This window comes from Citrobacter sp. Marseille-Q3906 (assembly GCF_916618775.1).
Classification (GTDB): Bacteria; Pseudomonadota; Gammaproteobacteria; order Enterobacterales; family Enterobacteriaceae; genus Citrobacter; species Citrobacter murliniae.
Window position 1 is genome coordinate 1,570,593 of sequence record NZ_CAKAKA010000002.1, and the last position, 23,746, is coordinate 1,594,338.

20 protein-coding genes are annotated in these 23,746 nt (G+C 51.6%); 13 read left to right on the top strand and 7 right to left on the bottom strand.

What is annotated here, in order from left to right; translation table 11 throughout:
* The first annotated feature begins 275 nt into the window (after window positions 1-275).
* Window positions 276-1,358: a porin OmpC gene (gene ompC / locus LG384_RS11640; RefSeq protein ID WP_045442984.1), complete on the top strand. Its 1,083-nt coding sequence runs from the start codon at window positions 276-278 to the stop codon at window positions 1,356-1,358.
* 142 nt (window positions 1,359-1,500) lie between these two features.
* Complete coding sequence (locus tag LG384_RS11645) at window positions 1,501-1,881, top strand: GFA family protein (RefSeq protein WP_136345515.1); 381 nt, start codon at window positions 1,501-1,503, stop codon at window positions 1,879-1,881.
* Here LG384_RS11645 and LG384_RS11650 read toward each other — a convergent pair whose 3' ends face one another.
* Window positions 1,882-3,369, bottom strand: a complete 1,488-nt coding sequence (locus LG384_RS11650) for an MFS transporter (RefSeq protein ID WP_045442990.1) — start codon at window positions 3,367-3,369, stop codon at window positions 1,882-1,884.
* Window positions 3,370-3,486: 117 nt separating this feature from the next.
* Here LG384_RS11650 and LG384_RS11655 point away from each other — a divergent pair, with 117 nt between their 5' ends.
* The 7 genes from LG384_RS11655 (at window position 3,487) to LG384_RS11685 (ending at window position 13,460) form a co-directional block, all read left to right on the top strand.
* Window positions 3,487-4,065, top strand: coding sequence for a TetR family transcriptional regulator (locus LG384_RS11655; RefSeq protein ID WP_225760929.1), 579 nt, complete (start codon window positions 3,487-3,489; stop codon window positions 4,063-4,065).
* 216 nt (window positions 4,066-4,281) lie between these two features.
* Complete coding sequence (locus LG384_RS11660) at window positions 4,282-5,667, top strand: NarK family nitrate/nitrite MFS transporter (protein WP_045442996.1); 1,386 nt, start codon at window positions 4,282-4,284, stop codon at window positions 5,665-5,667.
* 146 nt (window positions 5,668-5,813) lie between these two features.
* The gene (locus LG384_RS11665) at window positions 5,814-9,554 is read left to right on the top strand and encodes a nitrate reductase subunit alpha (protein WP_048221432.1); all 3,741 of its coding nucleotides are present in this window, start codon (window positions 5,814-5,816) and stop codon (window positions 9,552-9,554) included.
* Window positions 9,551-11,095, top strand: coding sequence for a nitrate reductase subunit beta (gene narH / locus LG384_RS11670; RefSeq protein ID WP_045443002.1), 1,545 nt, complete (start codon window positions 9,551-9,553; stop codon window positions 11,093-11,095). Before LG384_RS11665 ends, narH begins: the two co-directional genes overlap by 4 nt.
* The gene (gene narW / locus LG384_RS11675; RefSeq protein WP_225760930.1) at window positions 11,095-11,790 is read left to right on the top strand and encodes a nitrate reductase molybdenum cofactor assembly chaperone; all 696 of its coding nucleotides are present in this window, start codon (window positions 11,095-11,097) and stop codon (window positions 11,788-11,790) included. Before narH ends, narW begins: the two co-directional genes overlap by 1 nt.
* Complete coding sequence (gene narI, locus LG384_RS11680; RefSeq protein ID WP_045443008.1) at window positions 11,787-12,467, top strand: respiratory nitrate reductase subunit gamma; 681 nt, start codon at window positions 11,787-11,789, stop codon at window positions 12,465-12,467. Before narW ends, narI begins: the two co-directional genes overlap by 4 nt.
* A gap of 99 nt (window positions 12,468-12,566) precedes the next feature.
* Window positions 12,567-13,460: a PhzF family isomerase gene (locus LG384_RS11685; RefSeq protein WP_225760931.1), complete on the top strand. Its 894-nt coding sequence runs from the start codon at window positions 12,567-12,569 to the stop codon at window positions 13,458-13,460.
* 58 nt (window positions 13,461-13,518) lie between these two features.
* Here the strand turns inward: LG384_RS11685 and nhoA are convergent, their stop codons facing one another.
* On the bottom strand, window positions 13,519-14,364 hold the full coding sequence (nhoA, locus tag LG384_RS11690) for an N-hydroxyarylamine O-acetyltransferase (protein ID WP_045443015.1): 846 nt from the start codon (window positions 14,362-14,364) through the stop codon (window positions 13,519-13,521).
* 146 nt (window positions 14,365-14,510) lie between these two features.
* Here nhoA and LG384_RS11695 point away from each other — a divergent pair, with 146 nt between their 5' ends.
* Window positions 14,511-15,083, top strand: coding sequence for a flavin reductase family protein (locus LG384_RS11695; protein ID WP_225760932.1), 573 nt, complete (start codon window positions 14,511-14,513; stop codon window positions 15,081-15,083).
* Window positions 15,084-15,286: 203 nt separating this feature from the next.
* The gene (locus LG384_RS11700) at window positions 15,287-17,263 is read left to right on the top strand and encodes an alkyl/aryl-sulfatase (protein ID WP_225760933.1); all 1,977 of its coding nucleotides are present in this window, start codon (window positions 15,287-15,289) and stop codon (window positions 17,261-17,263) included.
* A gap of 39 nt (window positions 17,264-17,302) precedes the next feature.
* On the opposite strand, the gene pptA is transcribed toward LG384_RS11700, so the two are convergent.
* Together pptA and LG384_RS11710 are read right to left on the bottom strand one after the other, a co-directional pair.
* On the bottom strand, window positions 17,303-17,530 hold the full coding sequence (pptA, locus tag LG384_RS11705; RefSeq protein WP_045443023.1) for a tautomerase PptA: 228 nt from the start codon (window positions 17,528-17,530) through the stop codon (window positions 17,303-17,305).
* 36 nt (window positions 17,531-17,566) lie between these two features.
* Complete coding sequence (locus tag LG384_RS11710) at window positions 17,567-18,502, bottom strand: LacI family DNA-binding transcriptional regulator (RefSeq protein ID WP_370637148.1); 936 nt, start codon at window positions 18,500-18,502, stop codon at window positions 17,567-17,569.
* Window positions 18,503-18,889: 387 nt separating this feature from the next.
* Here LG384_RS11710 and LG384_RS11715 point away from each other — a divergent pair, with 387 nt between their 5' ends.
* Both LG384_RS11715 and LG384_RS11720 read left to right on the top strand, forming a co-directional pair.
* Window positions 18,890-20,086 carry a mandelate racemase/muconate lactonizing enzyme family protein gene (locus LG384_RS11715; RefSeq protein WP_225760935.1) on the top strand — a complete coding sequence of 399 codons (1,197 nt, stop codon included), beginning with the start codon at window positions 18,890-18,892 and terminating at the stop codon, window positions 20,084-20,086.
* Between the two features lie 74 nt (window positions 20,087-20,160).
* Window positions 20,161-21,471 carry an MFS transporter gene (locus tag LG384_RS11720; protein ID WP_048221427.1) on the top strand — a complete coding sequence of 437 codons (1,311 nt, stop codon included), beginning with the start codon at window positions 20,161-20,163 and terminating at the stop codon, window positions 21,469-21,471.
* 65 nt (window positions 21,472-21,536) lie between these two features.
* Here LG384_RS11720 and LG384_RS11725 read toward each other — a convergent pair whose 3' ends face one another.
* Genes LG384_RS11725 through LG384_RS11735 form a run of 3 tightly spaced genes read right to left on the bottom strand, consistent with a single transcriptional unit; the run spans window position 21,537 to window position 23,742 of the window.
* A complete protein-coding gene (locus tag LG384_RS11725; protein WP_045443034.1) occupies window positions 21,537-22,313 on the bottom strand; it encodes an amino acid ABC transporter ATP-binding protein in 777 nt (258 codons plus the stop codon).
* The gene (locus tag LG384_RS11730; RefSeq protein ID WP_225760936.1) at window positions 22,297-23,223 is read right to left on the bottom strand and encodes an amino acid ABC transporter permease; all 927 of its coding nucleotides are present in this window, start codon (window positions 23,221-23,223) and stop codon (window positions 22,297-22,299) included. The genes LG384_RS11725 and LG384_RS11730 overlap by 17 nt, the downstream gene beginning before the upstream one ends.
* Before the next feature lie 9 nt (window positions 23,224-23,232).
* Window positions 23,233-23,742 (bottom strand): GNAT family N-acetyltransferase, encoded by a 510-nt coding sequence (locus tag LG384_RS11735; protein ID WP_045443040.1) that lies wholly within the window; start codon window positions 23,740-23,742, stop codon window positions 23,233-23,235.
* Between the last annotated feature and the right edge of the window lie 4 nt (window positions 23,743-23,746).

The window sequence follows — 23,746 nt, forward strand, 5'->3', positions numbered from 1 at the left end:
TTACACAACCGAAACTAACGTTAATTAAACCATACGCTCCTCAATAGTCCCCCAGGTAAATATATATATCCAGACAAGTCACATATATCGACTAATACAATCAGTTGTATTATGTAGATCTGGATCACACAAATTCAAATATTCCGTAATATTATGAAACTTATTATTGAACTCATACCACAACGTCATTTAAAAATGGTTTGCCATTGACGAACACCTTCGTTTAGCAATGGTTTAGGAATCACACCAAGAAAAAATTATAAGGATTATTTAGAATGAAACTTAAATTAGTTGCAGTGGCAGTGACTTCCCTGTTGGCAGCAGGTGCGGTAAACGCAGCTGAGATTTATAACAAAGACGCAAACAAACTGGATCTGTACGGTAAAGTTCACGCTCAGCATTACTTCTCTGATGATAACGGAAGCGATGGTGACAAAACTTATGCGCGTCTGGGCTTCAAAGGCGAAACTCAGATCAATGACCAGCTGGTCGGTTTTGGTCAGTGGGAATATGAATTCAAAGGTAACCGTGCTGAATCCACCGGTGGTTCTAACAGCGATAAAACCCGTCTTGCATTCGCTGGTCTGAAATTCGCTGAATACGGTTCTTTCGACTACGGCCGTAACTACGGCGTAGCGTACGACATCGGCGCATGGACCGACGTTCTGCCTGAGTTCGGTGGTGATACCTGGACCCAGACTGACGTATTCATGACCAGCCGTACTACCGGCGTTGCAACCTACCGTAACACCGACTTCTTCGGTCTGGTTGAAGGTCTGAACTTCGCAGCTCAGTACCAGGGCAAAAACGACCGTAGCAACGTACAAGAAGCTAACGGCGACGGCTTTGGTCTGTCTACTACTTACGAATACGAAGGTTTTGGCGTAGGTGCTACCTATGCGAAATCTGACCGTACCGACCTTCAGAACAACCGTAGCAGCATTTTCAAAGCTAACGGTGAAAACGCTGAAGTATGGGCTGCTGGTCTGAAATATGATGCGAACAACATCTACCTGGCAACCACCTACTCTGAAACCCGCAACATGACCACCTACGGTTCCAATGTTAACGGTATCGCTGAAAAAGCTCAGAACTTTGAAGCTGTTGCTCAGTACCAGTTCGACTTCGGTCTGCGTCCGTCCGTTGCTTACCTGAAATCCAAAGGTAAAGACATCGCTGTATTCGGTGACCAGGATCTGGTTGAATACGTAGACTTGGGTGCTACCTATTACTTCAACAAAAACATGTCCACCTTCGTTGATTACAAAATCAACCTGCTGGATGACAACAACTTCACTCGTATTGCTGGTGTAAGCACCGACAACGTTGTGGCTGTTGGCCTGAACTACCAGTTCTAATTTTGTTGTAGTCTGAATGCAAAGCCAGTCCACTTCGGGCTGGCTTTTCTCTTGAAGTAGACTCGGTCATAAGGAGTATGCCGTGCAGACGTTCACAGGTCGTTGTCTTTGCGGACAAAGTCATTTTACCGTTAACGTCGAAATGCTTGATGTCTATGCCTGCCACTGCACGCTGTGCCAGAAGTGGTCAGGAGGCATCGCCATGTATCTGGAAGCCAGTGGTCATCCGCTGATGTCGCCAGAGTCAATCGAACCTTCGCACTTTCCCTCTTCAACGCGTGGAGAACGTTTTTTCTGTTCAGGTTGCGGCTGCCCACTGTGGTTTACGCTGACCGACAGCGATCGCTATTTTATTCCGTGGACGTTACTCGAACTTAACGAGGTAGATCGCCGCCGCCTGATTTTAGCGGCAGAAATCTATACTGAAACACAACCTGCGTTCTGGAGACTGACGGGGCAATATGCTCGTCTGAGTGGAAAAGAAGTCGAAGAGATGGATTACCCCTGTCATCTAGCCCACTAGTTATTGACTATTCACCTTCGCCAGACTGAACCACATCCCTACCGCTAACACGATAAGCATGCTGCCAGCGCTGCTCAATGCCACGCTGTGAGACCAGGTAAACGCTTCTCTGGCAGCTGCAAGCAACGCGTCACTCAGGGAAGGTGGAAGCGAATGCGCTAATTGCACCGCCTCGCCCATTGATGATGAAGCGCGCTCCAGTTCCTGCGGATTAAGTCCGGCAGGTGGCAGAATCGATGCGGAAAAACTGCGACTCAGCAACAAACCAAAAATAGCGATCCCCAGTCCGGCACCCAGTTCATAGGCCATGGTTTCGATCGCCCCTGCTGCTGCCGCTTTTTCAGCCGGGGCTGCCGCCATAATAGCTGCGGTTGAAGCCAATAGCGCACTGGCGGCACTGAAACCCAGTAAGGCCATTAAAATCCAGGCTTGTATCTGCTGGGAGCTGAAATCTGTCATTGCCAGGCCGTAAAAGCTGACTGCGCTCAGCGCCATACCTGCCGTTGCTACGCAGCGTAATCCCAGACGTGATACCAACATTCCGGCGATCGGTCCGCTGAATCCGCTCGCCAGCATCACCGGCAACATAAACAGCCCCGCCTGATACGGTGTTAAACCGTGAACAAACTGCAACTCCTGAGCCATCAACAGCTCAAAACCTACCAGCGTTATCATCGCAGTCATGGCCATCACAACGCCGCTAAGGATAATGCGATGCGTAAATAGACGCATATCAATCATTGGGCGCGAAGCAGCAAGCTGGATGCGAACAAACTGCATCAGCAACAGGGCGCCAACCAACAACGTCAGTACAATCACACCGGTCGCGATATGTCCTTTTAACGCAGTTTTGGCGCTATAAACCAGCAACAAGATAGCGACAATCAACATTATCGCATGACCGAAATTTAGCGACTGATCGCGACGTCCTGCCTGGCGCGGAACGTAACGCGCGGTCAATGCCATCACGACCAGAACAATCGGGACATTTATTAAGAATACAGATCCCCAGTAGAAGTGCTCCAGCAGCATGCCGCCGACTAACGGACCAAATGCCGCACCACCGGAACCCACTGCCGCCCAGACACCGAGGGCCATATTGCGGTGGCGTTGCTCGGCAAAGGTCGCACGAATGCCGGCAAGCGTCGCCGGTACGATCATCGCCGCACCGATGGCCAGCACCGCTCTGGTGGCGATGAGCCAGCCGGCAGTAGGTGCAAACGCTGCGGCCAGCGACGCCAGACCAAATAACCCTCCACCCAATAGCAGCAGGCGTTTAAAACCGATGCGATCGCCCAGAGCCCCCATCGGCAAGACCATCCCTGCCATTACCAGGGAATAAATATCGATGATCCACAGTAGCTCGTTACCACTGGCACCCAGCGTCATACTTAGCGTGGGCGCGGCAACGTGCAGCACCGTTGCATCAATCGCAACAGGGATGTAGACCAGCACAATAATCACTAACGTTAACCACTGACGAAACATAAAAATCCCTTCAAACTGAAACTGGACACATGTCCAGCTTTGGCGATCCTACGGAAAATTGAACACATGTCCAACTTTTTTTGTTAGACTGCGAACAACACAGGTACTGGAGGGTGTATGAGCTATTTGAATCGAGATGAACGCCGGGAAGTGATCCTGCAGGCAGCCATGCGAGTGGCGCTGGAAGAAGGTTTTACTGCCATGACGGTGCGACGAATAGCCTCAGAGGCTAACGTGGCAACTGGTCAGTTACACCACCACTTTACCTCCGCTGGTGAACTCAAATCCCAGGCTTTTGTTCGACTGATTCGTACTCTGCTCGATGCTGAACTGGTGAGTGAAGACGCTAGTTTTCGCGAACGACTGCATTCGATGCTCGGCAGCGAGGAAGGTGGGTTCGAGCCTTACATCAAGCTCTGGCGCGAAGCGCAAATCCTGGCGGATAAAGATCCTGAAATCAAAAGCGCCTATCTACTGACGATGCGAATGTGGCACGAAGAGACAACGGCTATCATTATCCGCGGCCAGCAGGCCGGCGAATTTTCCTGCGCACCGGATGCCGCTGACGTCGCCTGGCGTTTAATCGGTCTGGTCTGTGGTCTTGATGGCATGTATGTGCTGGGTATTGCGGAAATGGCCGATCCCGCCTTCACGCGGCATCTGGATCGTATGATAACTCTGGAACTATTTAGCTGAATTAATAGATGAGTTAACAATACATCTTTTTAAGTTTACAATTAGTAACACTTAAACAACGCGTTATTTCCCCATCACACCGCGCTATTGCACTTTTTTATCTATTCTTTCAGTCAATATTCCTAAAACTTTTCAATAGTTTCTAAAAAGAGCTCGCGCGGCTCTTCCTCTGCCTATTTCTTTTTTTCATGAACGACGTGTGCATGTGAGGACAATATGGCACTACAAAATGAGAAAAATAATCGTTATCTTTTAACTGACTGGAAACCTGAAAACCCCGCATTTTGGGATAATAAAGGTAAACATATAGCCCGGAGAAACCTCTGGATATCAGTAAGTTGCCTGCTGCTTGCCTTCTGCGTCTGGATGTTATTTAGCGCCGTGGCAGTGAATTTAAATAAAATTGGCTTTAATTTCACTACCGATCAACTCTTTTTATTAACCGCATTACCTTCCCTCTCTGGTGCAATATTACGCGTCCCCTACTCCTTTATGGTGCCTATATTTGGTGGTCGCCGCTGGACGATTTTCAGCACTGTAATTCTTGTTATTCCTTGTCTGTGGCTCGGATTTGCCGTGCAAAACACATCTACTCCGTTTGGCGTATTTATTGTTATTGCACTGATGTGTGGATTTGCTGGCGCCAACTTTGCCTCCAGCATGGGCAATATTAGTTTTTTCTTCCCAAAAGCCAAACAAGGCAGCGCGTTAGGCGTTAACGGCGGTCTCGGTAACCTGGGCGTCAGCGTAATGCAATTGATCGCGCCACTGGTTATTTTTCTGCCCATTTTTACCTTTTTGGGCGTACAGGGCGTACCACAGCCTGATGGCTCATTACTGTCGCTAGCTAACGCAGCGTGGATTTGGGTTCCATTGCTGCTGCTCTCAACGCTGGCGGCAGGTATGGGGATGAATGACATCGCCAGCTCAAAGGCTTCTATCGCCTCTCAGTTACCGGTCCTCAAGCGCTTTCATCTTTGGCTGTTAAGCCTGCTGTACCTCGCCACCTTCGGGTCATTTATCGGCTTTTCAGCAGGATTTGCCATGCTGGCAAAAACCCAGTTCCCCGACGTGAATATTCTGCAACTGGCGTTCTTCGGCCCGTTTATCGGCGCTCTGGCGCGTTCTGCAGGCGGCGTTATTTCTGACAAATTTGGCGGCGTGCGGGTGACATTAATCAACTTCATGTTTATGGCGTTGTTTAGCGGCCTGCTGTTTCTCACCTTGCCCGGTTCAGGATCGGGGAGTTTCACCGCCTTCTACCTCGTGTTTATGGGACTGTTCCTGACCGCAGGACTGGGGAGCGGATCGACCTTCCAGATGATTGCGGTGATCTTTCGCAAAATCACAATTTACCGGGTGAAACTGCGCGGAGGCACTGAAGAACAGGCCCAGCGTGAAGCGGTAACAGATACCGCCGCCGCGCTTGGGTTTATCTCCGCTATTGGCGCGGTTGGCGGTTTTTTCATCCCAAAAGCGTTTGGCTCATCCCTGGCGCTGACCGGATCTCCCGTTGGCGCTATGAAAATATTTTTAGTGTTTTACATCGTCTGCGTGCTGGTGACCTGGCTGGTCTATGGCCGCAAATCACAAAAAAAATAACAACGTACATACCGCAGGATCGAATGCTTTTGTCGGCCGGATAAGACCTTAGCCGCCCACAATTTCCTGATAGCAACGCTCTCGCGACTCATCAGGCCAGCAGCTCGGTTCACTGTCGGCAAAATTATCGGAGCAGGAGAAATGTCATGAGTAAACTGTTGGATCGCTTTCGCTACTTTAAACAAAAGGGCGATACGTTTGCCGATGGTCACGGACAAGTGATGCACAGCAACCGGGACTGGGAAGACAGCTATCGCCAGCGCTGGCAGTTCGATAAAATCGTACGCTCAACCCACGGCGTCAACTGCACCGGCTCATGCAGCTGGAAAATCTACGTAAAAAACGGACTGGTCACCTGGGAAACACAGCAGACCGACTATCCGCGCACCCGTCCTGATCTGCCCAACCATGAGCCACGAGGCTGCCCTCGTGGGGCAAGTTATTCCTGGTATCTCTATAGCGCTAACCGTCTGAAATACCCACTGGTGCGTAAACGCCTGATTGAACTGTGGCGCGATGCCCTCTCCCGCCAGCCGGATCCTGTGCTGGCCTGGGAATCCATTATGAACGACCCGCAAAAGTGCCAGAGCTACAAACAGGTACGTGGACGCGGTGGGTTTATCCGGTCAAACTGGAAAGAGCTAAATCAGCTTATTGCTGCCGCCAACGTCTGGACAGTGAAAACTTACGGCCCGGATCGCGTCGTTGGGTTTTCGCCAATTCCGGCTATGTCGATGGTTTCTTACGCAGCCGGAACGCGCTATCTCTCGCTTATCGGCGGGACCTGTCTGAGCTTCTACGACTGGTATTGCGATTTGCCTCCCGCATCGCCGATGACCTGGGGAGAGCAGACCGATGTACCGGAATCCGCCGACTGGTATAACTCCAGCTACATTATCGCCTGGGGTTCCAACGTCCCGCAGACCCGTACGCCAGATGCACACTTCTTCACGGAAGTGCGCTACAAAGGCACCAAGACAATTGCTATTACGCCGGACTACTCGGAAGTGGCCAAGCTGTGCGACCAGTGGCTGGCTCCGAAGCAAGGTACCGACAGCGCGCTGGCGATGGCGATGGGCCACGTGATCCTGAAAGAATTCCACCTCGACAAACCCAGCGACTATTTCCTGAATTACTGCCGTCGTTATACCGATATGCCGATGCTGGTACTGTTGAATGCCCGTGAAGACGGTAGCTATGTCCCGGGCCGGATGATGCGTGCCTCCGATCTCGTCGATGGACTGGGTGAAAGCAATAACCCGGAATGGAAAACGGTTGCCTTTAACAGCGCCGGTGAACTGGTGGTGCCAAACGGTTCGATCGGTTTTCGCTGGGGAGAAAAAGGTAAGTGGAACCTCGAGGCGCTGGCTGCAGGCACGGAAACCGAACTGTCCTTGTCGTTGCTCGGTCAGCACGACGAAGTTGCCGGGGTGGCCTTCCCCTATTTTGGCGGTAATGAAAACCCACACTTTCGTAGCGTCAAGCAGGAGCCGATACTGGTGCGTAAGCTGCCGGTTAAACACCTTACGCTTGCCGATGGCACACTTTGTCCGGTAGTCAGCGTTTACGATTTGGTGCTGGCAAATTACGGCCTCGATCGCGGTCTGGATGACGCTCACAGTGCTCATGATTACACCGAAATCAAAGCCTATACCCCGGCCTGGGGCGAACAAATTACCGGTGTGCCAGCCCGCCATATCGAACAAATCGCCCGGGAGTTTGCGGATACCGCACACAAAACCCACGGTCGATCGATGATTATCCTCGGTGCCGGCGTCAACCACTGGTATCACATGGACATGAACTACCGTGGGATGATTAACATTCTGGTGTTTTGTGGCTGTGTCGGTCAAAGCGGCGGTGGCTGGGCGCACTACGTTGGTCAGGAAAAGCTACGTCCGCAAACCGGTTGGCTCCCCCTGGCTTTTGCACTGGACTGGAACCGTCCACCGCGTCAGATGAACAGCACCTCGTTTTTCTACAATCACTCCAGCCAGTGGCGTTATGAAAAAGTCACTGCTCAGGAACTGCTCTCCCCACTGGCTGATGCGTCGAAGTTTACCGGACATCTGATTGACTTCAACGTACGCGCCGAGCGCATGGGCTGGTTGCCCTCCGCGCCTCAGCTCAACCTAAATCCGTTAACCGTAAAAGCGAAGGCAGAACAGGCAGGCTTGTCACCTGCGGATTACACCGCACAGGCACTGAAGTCGGGGGATATCCGCATGGCCTGCGAGCAACCAGACAGCGGTAAAAACCATCCTCGTAACCTCTTCGTCTGGCGTTCAAACCTGCTCGGCTCCTCAGGTAAAGGGCATGAATACATGCTCAAATATCTGCTTGGTACGGAAAGCGGTATTCAGGGTGAAGCGCTTGGCTCAAGCGAGGGTATTAAACCTGAAGAGGTGGAGTGGCAATCGGCGGCTATCGAAGGCAAGCTCGATCTGTTGGTGACGCTGGATTTCCGGATGTCGAGCACCTGCCTGTTTTCAGACATCGTGTTGCCTACCGCCACCTGGTATGAAAAAGACGATATGAACACCTCGGATATGCATCCGTTTATTCACCCGCTGTCGGCGGCGGTTGATCCCGCCTGGGAATCAAAAAGCGACTGGGAGATTTATAAGGACATCGCCAAAGTGTTCTCAGAGGTGTGTGTTGGACATCTGGGACAAGAAACCGACGTGGTGTTGCAACCACTGCTGCATGACTCCCCGGCAGAACTGTCGCAACCGTTTGATATTCAGGACTGGCGCAAAGGCGAATGCGAACTTATTCCGGGTAAAACGGCACCCAATATTGCCGTCGTGGAACGGGACTACCCCGCCACTTACGAACGCTTCACATCGCTTGGGCCATTGATGGACAAGCTGGGTAACGGCGGAAAAGGTATCTCCTGGAACACCCAGACGGAAGTCGATTTCCTCGGCAAGCTCAACTACACCAAGCGTGAAGGCGCGGCAAAAGGTCGCCCGCTGATTGACACCGCGCTGGATGCTTCCGAAGTGATCCTGGCGCTTGCGCCGGAAACGAATGGTCAGGTGGCGGTGAAAGCCTGGCAAGCGCTGGGCGCAATGACCGGGCGTGACCATACGCATCTGGCGCTAAACAAAGAAGACGAAAAGATCCGTTTTCGCGACATTCAGGCGCAACCGCGCAAAATTATCTCCAGCCCGACCTGGTCAGGTCTTGAAAGCGAGCATGTCTCTTATAACGCCGGCTATACCAACGTTCATGAGCTGATCCCGTGGCGCACGCTGTCTGGCCGCCAGCAGTTGTATCAGGATCACGCGTGGATGCGCGCCTTCGGAGAGAGTCTGGTGGCCTACCGTCCGCCAATCGACACCCGCAGCGTGAGTGAAATGCGCGAAATTCCACCAAACGGTTTCCCGGAAAAAGCGCTGAACTTCCTGACACCACACCAGAAATGGGGTATCCACTCCACCTACAGTGAAAACCTGTTGATGCTTACGCTGTCGCGCGGTGGTCCGATTGTCTGGATCAGTGAAACCGATGCTAAAGAGCTGGGTATTGAGGATAACGACTGGATTGAAGCCTTTAACGCCAACGGTGCACTGACTGCCCGCGCGGTGGTTAGCCAGCGCGTGCCGCCCGGGATGACGATGATGTACCACGCTCAGGAGCGGATCATGAATATTCCTGGCTCTGAAGTTACCGGAATGCGCGGCGGCATTCATAACTCCGTGACCCGCGTGTGCCCGAAACCCACGCACATGATCGGCGGCTATGCGCAACTGGCTTACGGCTTCAACTATTACGGCACGGTCGGCTCTAACCGCGATGAGTTCATCATGATTCGAAAAATGAAAAATATTAACTGGCTGGATGATGAAGGTCGCGATCAGGTACAGGAGGCGAAAAAATGAAAATACGCTCACAGGTAGGCATGGTTCTTAATCTGGATAAATGCATTGGCTGCCACACCTGCTCCGTCACCTGTAAAAACGTCTGGACCGGACGTGAAGGTATGGAATATGCGTGGTTCAACAACGTCGAAACCAAACCGGGTATTGGTTATCCGAAAAACTGGGAAGACCAGGACGAGTGGCAAGGCGGCTGGGTTCGCGACGTTAACGGTAAGATAAGACCGCGTCTGGGCGGTAAGATGGGCGTCATCACTAAAATCTTCGCCAACCCTGTCATTCCGCAAATCGATGATTACTACGAACCGTTCACCTACGACTATCAGCATTTGCATAGCGCGCCAGAGAGCAAAAACCAGCCCACCGCCCGCCCGCGTTCGCTAATTGATGGCAAACGAATGGACAAAATTATCTGGGGGCCAAACTGGGAAGAACTGCTTGGCGGGGAATTTGAAAAACGCGCCCGTGACCGTAACTTCAAGGCGATACAAAAAGAAATGTACGGTCAGTTTGAAAACACCTTCATGATGTATCTGCCGCGCCTGTGCGAACACTGTCTGAACCCCAGTTGCGTGGCAACCTGCCCGAGCGGCGCGATTTACAAGCGTGAAGAAGATGGCATTGTGCTGATCGACCAGGATAAATGTCGCGGCTGGCGCTTGTGTATCAGCGGCTGCCCATACAAAAAAATCTACTTTAACTGGAAGAGTGGCAAGTCAGAAAAATGCATTTTCTGCTACCCACGTATTGAATCCGGTCAGCCAACGGTATGTTCGGAAACCTGCGTCGGACGTATTCGCTATCTCGGCGTACTGCTGTACGACGCAGACCGTATTGAAGAGGCGGCTAGCACTGAACATGAGACCGATCTCTATGAACGCCAGTGCGATGTGTTCCTCAACCCTAACGATCCGGCGGTAATTGAGGAAGCACTGAAACAGGGGATCCCACACAACGTCATCGAGGCGGCCCAGCGGTCACCGGTCTACAAAATGGCGATGGACTGGAAGCTGGCACTGCCGCTGCACCCTGAATACCGCACCCTGCCGATGGTCTGGTATGTGCCGCCGTTGTCACCGATTCAGTCAGTCGCAGACGCCGGTGGCCTGCCGCACAATGGCAATATTCTGCCGGCCGTCGAGTCGCTGCGTATTCCGGTGCAGTACCTTGCCAATATGCTCAGCGCCGGAGATACCGGCCCGGTACTGCGCGCGCTGAAACGTATGATGGCAATGCGTCACTATATGCGTTCGCAAACAGTAGAAGGCGTAACGGATACCCGCGCTATTGAAGAAGTGGGTTTAAGCGTTGAGCAGGTCGAAGAGATGTATCGCTATCTGGCTATTGCTAACTATGAAGACCGCTTCGTGATCCCAACCAGCCACCGTGAAATGGCTCGCGATGCCTTCCCGGAGAAAAACGGCTGCGGCTTTACCTTTGGCGACGGCTGTCACGGTTCCGACACCAAATTCAACCTGTTCAACAGCAGCCGCATTGATGCTATCGATATCACCGAAGTGCGCGATAAAGCGGAGGGTGAATAATGCAAATCCTTAAGATTATCGGACTGCTGATGGAGTATCCGGACGAATTGCTATGGGAATGCAAAGACGATGCTCTACAACTGATCGCCAGCGATGCGCCAGTGCTTACCAGGTTTACAACGGAACTGCTAAACGCTCCGTTACTCGATAAACAAGCTGAATGGTGCGAGGTGTTTGACCGGGGCCGCGCCACCTCGCTTTTGCTGTTTGAACATGTGCATGCTGAATCTCGCGATCGCGGCCAGGCGATGGTTGACCTGCTGGCTCAGTACGAAAAGGTGGGGCTACAACTCGACTGTCGGGAACTGCCGGATCACCTGCCATTGTATCTGGAGTATTTAAGCGTTTTGCCTGAAGCCGAAGCCAGAGAGGGATTACAGAATGTGGCGCCAATCCTGGCGTTGCTTGGCGGTCGCCTGAAGCAGCGAGAGGCACCATGGTATCAGCTGTTTGACGCCCTGCTGACTTTAGCAGGAAGTCCGCTTTCAAGTGACAGTGTCACCAAGCAGGTGGGTGCGGAATCCCGGGATGATACCCGTCAGGCGCTGGATGCGGTCTGGGAAGAAGAACAGGTGAAGTTCATTGAGGATAACGCCACTGCCTGTGACAGTTCACCGTTACAAAACTATCAACGACGCTTTAGCCAGGACGTCGCCCCCCAGTATGTCGACGTCAGTGCGGGAGGCCCGAAATGATACAGTATCTGAACGTCTTTTTTTACGACATCTATCCGTATCTGTGCGGCACGGTGTTTATCCTTGGCAGTTGGCTACGCTACGACTACGGGCAATATACATGGCGCGCCTCCTCCAGCCAGATGCTCGATAAGCGCGGCATGGTGCTTTGGTCGAACCTGTTCCATATCGGCATTCTGGGGATCTTCTTCGGTCATCTGTTCGGCATGCTAACCCCGCACTGGATGTACGCCTGGTTCCTGCCTGTTGCAGTCAAACAGCAAATGGCAATGATTGCAGGGGGCCTCTGTGGTGTGCTGACGCTGGTTGGTGGAGCTGGTTTGCTGGTTCGTCGTCTGACAAACTCGCGAATTCGCGCCACCTCATCCACAGCCGATATTCTGATCCTGTGCGTATTGCTGATTCAGTGTATTCTCGGCCTGACCACTATACCGTTCTCCGCTCAACATCCTGACGGCAGTGAAATGCTGAAACTGGTAGGCTGGGCACAGTCAGTGGTGACCTTCCAGGGGGGCGCGTCTGCGCATCTGGATGGTGTCGCATTGATCTTCCGTGTACATCTGGTATTAGGCATGACCATCTTCCTGCTGTTCCCGTTCACCCGTCTGGTCCATGTGTGGAGCGCGCCGGTTGAATATTTTACCCGTCGCTATCAGATCGTTCGTTCTCGCCGCTAATGCTCTGCGATGCCCGGTGGTGCTTGCACTAACCGGGCATACGTTAGCCATACGAATTTTTGCACGCTATGATGCTTCTCCATCCCAGGGAGAACATCAATGAAACCACAGATTTATCACGTCGATGCCTTTACCTCTGAACCTTTTCGCGGCAATTCAGCGGGGGTTGTATTGCATGCTGATGGCCTGAGCGATACGCAGATGCAGCTGATCGCGCGGGAGTTGCGTCATTCAGAAACGGCATTCATGCTCTCCAGCGATGACAGTGATGTCCGGATTCGCTACTTTACCCCCACAATCGAAGTACCCATCTGCGGACACGCCACCGTCGCGGCTCACTATGTGCGGGCGAAAGTGCTCGGTCTGGGAGATACCACCGTCTGGCAGACTTCTCTGGCCGGTCGTCATCGGGTTGAAATTCACGCTGAAGGCGGCGATCACCGTATCACTCTGGAACAGGGTGCGCCGGTTTTCGAGCCTCCGTTGGAAGGCGAAACGCGTGCGGCAATCATCAGCGCCCTGCACCTGACTGAAAGCGATATGCTGCCAGGGGTACCTGTTCAGGTGGCCTCCACTGGTCATTCAAAAGTAATGATCGCACTGAAGCCAGAGGTCGATATCGATGCCTTGTCCCCGAACCTGTCGGCATTAACAGCACTCAGCCAGCAAATTGGCTGCAACGGTTTCTTCCCGTTCCAGATCCGCCCTGGGAAATACGAAACTGATGGTCGCATGTTTTCACCCGCGATCGGTATTGTGGAAGATCCAGTGACGGGCAATGCCAACGGTCCGATGGGAGCATGGCTGGTGCATCATAATCTGATGGTGCATGACGGAAAATTATTGCGCGTCCAGGGGCATCAGGGTCGCGCGCTGGGACGCGACGGCATCGTCGATATTGCGGTGACCATCCGCGATAACCAACCAGAAAAAGTGACTATCTCTGGTGCTGCGGTGATCCTGTTTCATGCCGAATGGGCGATTAATCTCTGACGAAACAGATAAGCCGGATAAGGTGTTACCCTGTCATCCGGCTATATTCCGCTTCGCGCTATTTTCCTGCCTCCGGATGGGTATCAAACGCAGCCATCACCGTGGCCAGTTCTGCCTCAGTAAATCCGTGTTTTGCATCGTCAACACCCAGATCAAAGCGTTCCTGCAATAGCATATACAGGCTGGCGACATCGGGTACATTCATCTGCTCGACCGCATGACCGTCCTGGTAATGGGTAAAGTGAAAATTGGTTAACGTCAGCTTACCCCCGTCCGGCAGATGGCGGCACATCAGCAGATGATGACGAAAATGCGATTGTGGCCAGTGTGCTGACCAAAAATTGCCCATCACATAATCGCTCTGGTGCTGCATGACGAGATCAAAGTGGTACATTGATTGCCAGTGTTCATGGTGTCGGAACTGCAGGATCCAGTCCTCCCCCTCCTGAATCAGGCGATACTCACCGTGCGGTGTCTGCTGTTCCAGGTTAGCCTGCAACCGAATAGGCGCCGTCAGCGTTTGTCCGCCAAATCCTACGTCGGCAATCCACTGCTCTCCCTGCAACTCAACCAGTAGCAGGCGATGAGTACGTGGCGGCAGGGTTGATGGATTCGCCAGCACCACACGTCCGAGTAAACTGCGCACCGTAAAACCTGTCTCCCGCAGTGCTCGCTCAAGTACTCCGTTTTGTTCAAAGCAATACCCGCCACGACGAGCGTTCACCAGCTTCTCTTCCAGAGCCAGATCGTCGAGCTGTATCTCTCGCGGTAGCAACACATCCAGATTTTCAAACGGAATAGCGGCGTTGTGCAGTAAATGCAGTCTCTTCAAAGTGTTAATGTCGACTGCTGGCGTACCTGACCAGCCAATACGGGAAAAATAGGCTTTTAAAAAAGGCGTCATATAGCGTTCCTGTTTGTTCAATGTTGTACTTATAACGCATTTTTAATTTTACGCCGGCGATTTTGTGCGCTGGGTCTTGTTGTGGGATGACAAAATCGCTAATACCGTTAATTATGACGCTGTTTTTATCTTTCAGAGGAGTCGCCATGAGTCATTTTCATCCAGTTGAATTGCATCATGCCAGTCGGCTGTTGAATCACGGCCCAACCATTTTGATTACCAGTCGGGACTCGACGACAGAACGCCGTAATGTGATGGCAGCAGCATGGTCAATGCCCGTTGAGTTTGAGCCACCACGCATAGCCATTGTGGTGGATAAGACTGCCTGGTCGCGCGAACTCATTGAACGCAGCGGCATGTTTGGCATTGTTATCCCGGGCGTTACGGCAACCAACTGGACCTACGCCGTGGGAAGCGTGTCCGGTCGTGAGGAAGATAAATTCAACTGCTACGGTATCCCGGTGATAAATGGTCCAGTGCTTGGCTTACCGGTGATAGAGACAAAATGTCTGGCCTGGATGGAGTGTCGCCTGCTGCCAGCCACATCTGCACAGGAGAAATACGACACCTTGTTTGGCGAAGTGGTTTCAGCCGCAGCGGACGAGCGCGTATTCATCGACGGTCGCTGGCAGTTTGATGATGACAAACTCAATACCCTGCATCATCTGGGTGCAGGCACGTTTATTATTAGTGGGAAACGTATCACTGCAGGCGAGTAATAGTGCATTTACCGATGGCAGTGAACGACTGCCATCCTGGTCTTATTTAATCTAAAGCCTAATAATCCCACCCTTCCTTGCCGATTCATTAACGCCAGTTATAGTTAATCTTGCACTAACCCAAATATCTATTCAAAACACTATCCGTAAAAGCAGCATCCCCCTTAACACTGTACTTCGTGAAGTATCAGAGAGGTTTTACGATGCAACTTAATAGAATCGCGAAATGTTTTATTCTTACTGGGTTATTAACATCTTTCTCTGTTCCTCTTATGGCCGCAGAAGCACCAAAAGACGCTACTGCATCCACGCAACAAGCTAACAATGCGCTCTACAACCAACTTCCTTTTGACGATAACACTGACTTTACCGATGCCCATAAAGGCTTTATCGCCCCTATCCCCCAGGAAACGATTAAAGGCGAACAAGGCAACGTGATCTGGGATCCGCAGCAGTACACGTTTATTAAAGAAGGTGACAAAGCCCCGGACTCAGTGAATCCCAGCCTGTGGCGGCAGGCTCAGTTAATCAACATCAGTGGCTTGTTTGAAGTAACCGAGGGTGTGTATCAGATCCGTAACCTCGATCTTTCAAACATGACGATTATCGAAGGTAAAGAAGGCATAACTGTTGTCGATCCACTGGTCTCAGCTGAAACAGCTAAAGTCGGTATGGATCTTTATTTTAAAAATCGCGGTAATAAGCCCGTCGTCGCCGTCATTTACACTCACAGTCATGTGGATCACTACGGTGGCGTACGCGGTGTGGTCGACGAAGCGGATGTAAAATCAGGAAAAGTGAAGATCTATGCACCTTCGGGCTTTATGGAAGCCGCAGTTGCCGAAAATATAATGGCCGGGAACGTGATGAGCCGTCGAGCCAGCTATATGTATGGCAACCTGTTGAAACCTGATACCAAAGGCCAGGTTGGTGCCGGGCTGGGTACCACAACATCTGCGGGTACAGTCACCCTGATTGCACCAACTAATATCATCGAGAAAGACGGGCAAAAAGAGGTTATAGACGGTTTAACCTATGACTTTATGCTGGCGCCAGGCTCAGAAGCTCCATCAGAAATGTTATGGTTTATCGAAGAGAAAAAACTTATTGAATCGGCCGAGGATGTCACGCATACCCTGCACAATACCTACTCTTTGCGTGGCGCAAAAATACGTGAACCACTGCCCTGGTCTAAATACATCAATGAAGCCATCGTTCGCTGGGGAGACAAAGCGGAAATCCTGATGGCCCAACACCACTGGCCAACCTGGGGTAATGACAACGTGGTGAAGCTGCTCAAGAGCCAGCGTGATCTGTATCGATACATCAATGACCAGACGCTACGTATGGCGAACGAAGGCCTGACCCGCGACGAAATAGCCGCTAACTTCAAGCTGCCTGATTCACTGGCGCATACATGGGCTAACCGCGGTTACTACGGTTCTGTCAGCCATGATGTGAAAGCTACCTATGTGCTTTATCTCGGCTGGTTTGACGGTAACCCGGCGACGCTGGATGAACTGCCGCCGGAAGACGCCGCGAAAAAGTACGTCGATTATATGGGCGGTGCGGATGCCATACTGCAGAAAGCAAAAACCGACTATGACCAGGGTAACTATCGTTGGGTGGCACAGGTCGTGAGCAAAGTGGTGTTCGCCGATCCGAACAATCAGGCGGCCCGCAATCTGGAAGCTGACGCGCTTGAACAATTAGGATATCAGGCAGAGTCCGGCCCGTGGCGTAACTTCTATCTCACCGGTGCGCAAGAGTTACGTAACGGCGTGGTTAAAGGACCAACCCCGAATACCGCCAGCCCGGATACCGTACGGGCGATGACGCCAGAAATGTTTTTCGACTACCTGGCGGTACATATTAATGGACAGAAAGCTGGTGATGCGAAATCCGTATTCAACATAGATCTCGGTAACGACGGAGGAAAATACAAGCTGGAGCTGGAAAATGGCGTTCTGAATCATACCGCCAATGCTGAAGCGAAAGAGGCTGACACGACTATCACTCTTAGCCGCGATACGTTGAACAAAATCATCCTCAAGGACATAACCCTAAAGCAGGCTGAAGAAAGCGGTGATGTGAAGATAACCGGCGACAGTGCCAAACTCGAGGCTATGCTTGGCTATATGGATAAATTCGAATTCTGGTTCAATATTGTCACACCGTAAATATATTATTAAACGGGCGGCCTTCCCGCCCGTTTAATCTCACATACTGTAGCCCGGTTTTTTTATCAGCGTCGCCATCTGGGGCGCGATTTGCTCATCCCACACAATTTGCCATGCATCCGGCTCAATTTCATTGAGCGCCACGCTCACCGAGCTCTCTTTACTTTGCAGATGGCGAATGATGACCTCGGTTATATCCGCAGCCAGCGCGGATTTTTGTTCGTCATTCAGGTCGCGGGGAAAACATTTAATATCCACGTGCGGCATAGCAGGTTCCTTATTGTCTGTATTCGGGCAGGTATCTTATGCGGACTCTCGTTCTACCAGATGGAAGCCAACATCAATAATATCGTCATCACGCGCAATATTTTCAATACGGTCGGCAAGCAGCGAGGCGGCACGTTGTCCGATAGCGCGTCGGTCTACGCTGACTGTGGTAATCGAGGGCCGATTGCTGGCGGCAAAATCGAGATCGCCAAAACCAATCACCGCTAAATCTTGCGGGACCTTCAAACCACGGCTTTCTGACTCCATGATAGCCCCCTGTGCGAGAGTGTCTGAACTACAGACAATGATGTCAAACTCACCCTCGGTAAAAAGCTGGGTCAGGCCACTACGGCCAAGGTACAAAGAGGCCGGAAGCGGGACATCCACTTGTGGGACAGAGGAAATCTCATGTCGGCTCAGAACATCGCACAACCCTTGTTTACGCTGACCCGCCCGACGATCGGCCGTCCACAGTAAACCGGGACGACGATAGCCTTTCTTAATGATGTATTCCGCCACTGCCTGCCCCACTTTTTCGTGAGAGAACCCCACCAGCATGTCGACAGGCGTTGGCGTTAAATCCCAGATTTCCACCACCGGAATGGCAGCATTCAGGATCACTTTTTTCAGCTCAGCAGTATGATGGATCCCGGTGAGTACGATGCCATCAGGCCGACGTGATAACAGTGCAGCCACCAGTTCGGCTTCGGTTTGCTGCGTGTATCCGGCCACACACAACAATATGTGATAACCACGCTCAGCCAGTTCATCACTCAACGACTGGATAGTATCAACAAACATGTTGTTGTTTATTTGCGGCACCACCACAGCAATAAGTTTACTTCGACGTGACGCCAGCCCCCCTGCCAGAGCGTTAGGAATATAGCCCGTAGCGCGCACGGCAAGCATCACTTTTTCTACCGTTTTCGGCCGTACCAGTTGCGGGGTATTCAGTGCCCGACTCACCGTCATAGGAGACAACCCAGCGGTACGAGCAACATCTTCCAGCGTGGGTGCGCGCGAAGGTCTGGAGTTTTTCACTGTCGATGCCCTTGTAAAAATCGCCGATTAAGTTGTGCATTATTCATCATGAAATCGACCAATGCCAGCGGCCTTCTTTTTTACGCTGAGAAAACAGCGGCTTAGCATAGCTTCATCACTTAAAATGTTAACGCAATCATTTGTATTTGTGCATTTTCACACAAAGTATTGGAATGTGACATTACTTACAATAGGAAGGCTTTTTATCTCTTGGTTTGTGATCAATTGTTCAAATCAAAAGCAATTCGCTGGCTTAATGATTGCGCCACCATTAAAAATGTTAGCGCAATCATTTATTCATCACCAGGAGAGAATAATATGTCTTTAAGTGCTAATTCCGACGCCGTAACCTATGCCAAAACGGTGAATACTAAAACCGCTGCTGAAACCGGCGATCGTATTGAGTGGGTTAAGCTATCTCTGGCATTTCTTCCGCTGGCAACGCCAGTCAGCGATGCCAAAGTGCTTACGGGTCGCCAGAAACCGTTAACTGAAGTGGCGATTATCATCGCGGAGATCCGCAGTCGTGATGGTTTCGAGGGCGTAGGATTCAGCTATTCCAAGCGTGCGGGTGGCCAGGGGATTTATGCCCACGCGAAAGAAATTGCCGATAACCTGCTGGGAGAAGATCCAAACGATATTGACAAGATCTACACCAAGTTACTGTGGGCAGGCGCTTCCGTAGGTCGTAGTGGAATGGCGGTACAGGCCATCTCCCCTATCGATATTGCTCTGTGGGATATGAAAGCCAAACGCTCAGGCCTGCCGCTGGCAAAACTGTTGGGCGCACACCGCGACTCCGTCCAGTGTTACAACACCTCTGGTGGATTCCTGCATACACCGCTGGATCAGGTGCTCAAAAACGTCGTTATCTCTCGTGAAAACGGTATTGGCGGTATCAAGCTGAAAGTCGGACAACCTAACTGTGCCGAGGATATTCGCCGTTTAACCGCAGTGCGTGAAGCACTGGGCGATGAATTCCCGCTGATGGTGGACGCGAATCAGCAGTGGGATCGCGAAACGGCTATCCGCATGGGTCGTAAAATGGAACAATTCAATCTGATCTGGATTGAAGAGCCGCTGGATGCCTACGATGTAGAAGGTCACGCACAGCTTGCCGCCGCGCTTGATACCCCTATTGCCACCGGTGAAATGTTAACCAGTTTTCGTGAGCATGAACAGCTGATCCTCGGTAACGCCAGCGACTTTGTACAGCCAGATGCGCCACGCGTAGGCGGTATTTCACCCTTCCTCAAAATTATGGATCTGGCCGCCAAGCATGGCCGTAAGCTTGCCCCACACTTTGCAATGGAAGTTCACCTGCATCTGTCTGCCGCCTACCCGCTGGAGCCATGGCTGGAACATTTCGAATGGCTGAATCCGTTATTTAATGAACAACTTGAACTGCGCGATGGCCGTATGTGGGTTTCCGATCGTCATGGTCTGGGCTTCAGCATTAGCGAACAGGCGCGACGCTGGACGCAATTAACCTGCGAGTTTGGCAAACGCCCGTAACGTATCTGGCGGGAAATAAAAACCCGCCCTCTTCCCTACATATACGCTCTCAAACCTAATGACAGGAGTGGGTGATGAATACAATAATAAAGCGCACTAAAGTGCGTTACAGCATCCTGATATTTCTATTTCTTGCCACAGTATTTAATTACGCTGACCGTGCGACGTTATCCGTCGTCGCGCCAATTATGAGTAAGGAACTCGGGTTTGATCCCGAAGCCATGGGGCTGGCCTTCTCAGCCTTTGGTATTTCTTACGTTATTATGCAATTACCCGGCGGTTGGTTACTGGACCGTTACGGTTCCCGCGTGGTGTATGGATGTGCATTGATCGGCTGGTCACTGGTGACCATGTTTCAGGGCACTATCTATCTCTATGCAAGTCCGCTTGTTGTACTGATTATCCTGCGTCTGATGATGGGAGCCATCGAAGCGCCTGCATTCCCGGCCAACAGTCGTTTAAGCGTGCAGTGGTTTCCCAATAGCGAGCGAGGTTTTGTCACATCGGTCTACCAGGCCGCACAATATATTTCGCTAGGTATTATTACGCCGCTGATGACCATTATTTTGCATAATCTGAGCTGGCATTTTGTCTTTTATTACATCGGGGCGATTGGCGTTATTCTTGGCATATTCTGGTTGGTTAAAGTCAAAGACCCTATGCACCATCCTAAAGTGAACCAACAGGAAATTGATTATATTCGTGCTGGCGGTGGCGAACCATCGTTGGGAAATAAAAAGGAACCGCAAAAAATCACCCTGGCGCAAATTAAAAGCGTCTGTGTCAACCGGATGATGATTGGCGTTTATATTGGTCAATTCTGTGTCACCTCGATAACCTGGTTTTTCCTGACCTGGTTCCCGACCTATCTGTATCAGGCTAAAGGGATGTCGATCCTCAAAGTGGGATTTATCGCCAGTATCCCCGCGATTGCCGGATTCATTGGTGGATTGCTGGGCGGGGTCTTCTCTGACTGGCTCTTGAAACGCGGCTACAGTCTGACTGTCGCCCGTAAGTTGCCGGTCATCTGCGGCATGTTACTCTCCTGCGTCATCGTTATCGCCAACTATACCTCTTCAGAATTTGTGGTTATCGCTGCAATGAGTCTGGCCTTTTTCGCCAAAGGCTTTGGCAATCTTGGCTGGTGCGTACTCAGCGATACCTCGCCAAAAGAGGTGCTGGGCATTGCCGGAGGGGTGTTCAATATGTGTGGCAATATGGCCAGTATTATTACCCCGCTGGTTATCGGCATTATTCTGTCTAATACCCAGTCATTTGATTACGCCATTCTGTACGTTGGTTCAATGGGACTGATTGGCCTGATTTCTTATCTGTTTATCGTAGGGCCGTTGGATCGCATAACGTTGGCACCATCTGCCGCTTAATTTAACCGTATGGCGATATTTCGCCCGCTGTTCCGGGATTTGCACTCCTGCGGAACAGCGTTTTTTTACGATAACACCTTCGACAAGAACTGCTGTGTTCGCGTATGACGAGGATGGTTCAGTACCTGCTCGCTGCTCCCTTGCTCCACGATTTTGCCATCGACCATAAACACGACCTGATCCGCCACTTCCCGGGCAAAACCAATTTCGTGGGTCACAACGACCAGTGTGGTTCCCGATTGCGCCAGTGCTTTAATCACATCAAGCACTTCGCCTACCAGCTCAGGATCAAGCGCAGAGGTTGGTTCGTCAAACAGCATTACACGTGGATTTAACGCCAGCGCGCGGGCAATAGCGATACGTTGCTGCTGCCCACCAGACAAGTGCCGAGACCAGGCATCGGCTTTATGACGCAGCCCAACCGCATCCAGTAATGTCAATGCCCTCTCAGTGGCGGCTTTACGCGACGCCAGCCCGTGCGCAATCGGCGCTTCAATCAGGTTTTCCAGTACGGTTAAGTGTGGGAACAAATTAAAGTTCTGGAAGACATAGCCGACGTTGATGCGCTGGCGCAGGATCTCCGCCTCTTTAAGTTCATACAACCTGTCGCCCTGTCGGCGGTAGCCAATATAGTCGCCATCAATCTGAATAAATCCCTCGTCGACGCGTTCGAGATGGTTAATTGCCCGCAATAGCGTTGATTTTCCCGACCCTGAAGGTCCGAGAATAACCGTTACCGTACCTGGAAGGATCTCAAGAGAAACATTATCCAGCGCTTTATGGCGCCCGAAGTATTTACTGACGCTGGTAATTGAAATATGACCATCAGGCGAGTGGGACATGGACAGCCTCCTGCGACGGGATTTGACGACTACGTTTAACCGCACGGCTCGCGCGAGTGGTATTTATTGCTGAACGTCGCTCGCTGCGTGCCAGTGCGCGCTCGACCAGATGTTGAATGAGCGACAGGACGCTGGTAATGACCAGATACCACACGGCCCCGACCATCAGCAGCGGGATCACTTCCTGCGTGCGGTTGTAGATCATCTGGATGGTATAAAACAGCTCCGGCATCGCCAGCACATAAACCATCGCAGTCCCCTTTGCCAGACTGATAATTTCATTGAATCCTGAGGGTAAAATGGTTCGCAATGCCTGTGGCAGGATGATACGCAGTGTCCGACGCCAGGCTGGAAGTCCCAGCGCGGCGGCAGCTTCATACTGACCGTGATCAACCCCGAGAAAACCGCCACGGATAATTTCGGCGGTATAGGCACTTTGCACCAGCGTCAGGCCAACTACCGCGGTGGAAAACTGACCGAGTACATTGATGGTTTCAAAACTGCCCCACTGAACAGCGGTGAAGGGAATCCCAATCGTCAGCGTGTCGTACAGATAAGAGAAGTTGTACAGGATAATCAGCACCACGATCAGCGGCAACGATCGGAACAACCAGATATATCCCCATGCCAGTCCGTTCAATAGCCAGGACGATGAAAGTCTGGCCAGTGCCAGTAAACCACCAAAAAAAATGCTCAACAACGTGCCGATAAGCGTTAGCAATAACGTTTGCCCAAGGCCGGACAAAATGACCGGATCAAAAAACCAGCGGGCAAATACGCTCCATTCCCAACGGGGATTAAACGCCACCGACTGGATAATCACCGCCAGCACAAACAGAGCCACTATCGCGCCAGCGGTGCGCAGCGGATAACGCGCGGGTACGACTTTGATGGTTTCAGTCGTTTTCATTTTCTCTCCTCAGGCTATTTTTGCCTGACCTGCGATGGTCAACAGTTTGGTAAAGCGCAGTCGTCCATCGAATGGCGGTTGACTGTACTCTTCAGGATCGCGCGCAATATCGAATTGCGGATCGTAGCCCTGGCGTAAATAGAGCTGAACGGCTTCCGGCTGGCGAAACCCCGTCGTCAGGTAGATGCGGCTGTAGCCCGCGAGCAATGCCCTGCGTTCCAGCTCCTGCACAACTCGGCCCGCAAGCCCTTGCTTACGCAGGGTACTTTTGGTCCATATGCGCTTAATCTCTGCGGTATCAGCGTTGTAGGGTTTGTAAGCGCCGGTAGCGATAATTTCGCCGTCGCGTTCCAGCACCACAAAAATCCCCTGCGGTGCCAGATACCATTCGGTTAACTCCACTTCGGCATCACGGGAAAAATAGTCACCATAGCGTGAGGCATATTCGCCAAACAGACCGTTAAGGATCGGCTGCAGCTCCGCAGCTTCTGGCGACACCACGCGGAATTCATCGCTCATACAG

What these genes read in the sequence shown, in the direction of transcription:
- ompC (WP_045442984.1), top strand. Translation starts at nt 276, where the DNA reads ATGAAACTTAAATTAGTTGCAGTGGCAGTGACTTCCCTGTTGGCAGCA.
- LG384_RS11645 (WP_136345515.1), top strand. Translation starts at nt 1,501, where the DNA reads ATGCTTGATGTCTATGCCTGCCACTGCACGCTGTGCCAGAAGTGGTCA.
- LG384_RS11650 (WP_045442990.1), bottom strand. Translation starts at nt 3,369, where the DNA reads ATGTTTCGTCAGTGGTTAACGTTAGTGATTATTGTGCTGGTCTACATC.
- LG384_RS11655 (WP_225760929.1), top strand. Translation starts at nt 3,487, where the DNA reads ATGAGCTATTTGAATCGAGATGAACGCCGGGAAGTGATCCTGCAGGCA.
- LG384_RS11660 (WP_045442996.1), top strand. Translation starts at nt 4,282, where the DNA reads ATGGCACTACAAAATGAGAAAAATAATCGTTATCTTTTAACTGACTGG.
- LG384_RS11665 (WP_048221432.1), top strand. Translation starts at nt 5,814, where the DNA reads ATGAGTAAACTGTTGGATCGCTTTCGCTACTTTAAACAAAAGGGCGAT.
- narH (WP_045443002.1), top strand. Translation starts at nt 9,551, where the DNA reads ATGAAAATACGCTCACAGGTAGGCATGGTTCTTAATCTGGATAAATGC.
- narW (WP_225760930.1), top strand. Translation starts at nt 11,095, where the DNA reads ATGCAAATCCTTAAGATTATCGGACTGCTGATGGAGTATCCGGACGAA.
- narI (WP_045443008.1), top strand. Translation starts at nt 11,787, where the DNA reads ATGATACAGTATCTGAACGTCTTTTTTTACGACATCTATCCGTATCTG.
- LG384_RS11685 (WP_225760931.1), top strand. Translation starts at nt 12,567, where the DNA reads ATGAAACCACAGATTTATCACGTCGATGCCTTTACCTCTGAACCTTTT.
- nhoA (WP_045443015.1), bottom strand. Translation starts at nt 14,364, where the DNA reads ATGACGCCTTTTTTAAAAGCCTATTTTTCCCGTATTGGCTGGTCAGGT.
- LG384_RS11695 (WP_225760932.1), top strand. Translation starts at nt 14,511, where the DNA reads ATGAGTCATTTTCATCCAGTTGAATTGCATCATGCCAGTCGGCTGTTG.
- LG384_RS11700 (WP_225760933.1), top strand. Translation starts at nt 15,287, where the DNA reads ATGCAACTTAATAGAATCGCGAAATGTTTTATTCTTACTGGGTTATTA.
- pptA (WP_045443023.1), bottom strand. Translation starts at nt 17,530, where the DNA reads ATGCCGCACGTGGATATTAAATGTTTTCCCCGCGACCTGAATGACGAA.
- LG384_RS11710 (WP_370637148.1), bottom strand. Translation starts at nt 18,502, where the DNA reads ATGACGGTGAGTCGGGCACTGAATACCCCGCAACTGGTACGGCCGAAA.
- LG384_RS11715 (WP_225760935.1), top strand. Translation starts at nt 18,890, where the DNA reads ATGTCTTTAAGTGCTAATTCCGACGCCGTAACCTATGCCAAAACGGTG.
- LG384_RS11720 (WP_048221427.1), top strand. Translation starts at nt 20,161, where the DNA reads ATGAATACAATAATAAAGCGCACTAAAGTGCGTTACAGCATCCTGATA.
- LG384_RS11725 (WP_045443034.1), bottom strand. Translation starts at nt 22,313, where the DNA reads ATGTCCCACTCGCCTGATGGTCATATTTCAATTACCAGCGTCAGTAAA.
- LG384_RS11730 (WP_225760936.1), bottom strand. Translation starts at nt 23,223, where the DNA reads ATGAAAACGACTGAAACCATCAAAGTCGTACCCGCGCGTTATCCGCTG.
- LG384_RS11735 (WP_045443040.1), bottom strand. Translation starts at nt 23,742, where the DNA reads ATGAGCGATGAATTCCGCGTGGTGTCGCCAGAAGCTGCGGAGCTGCAG.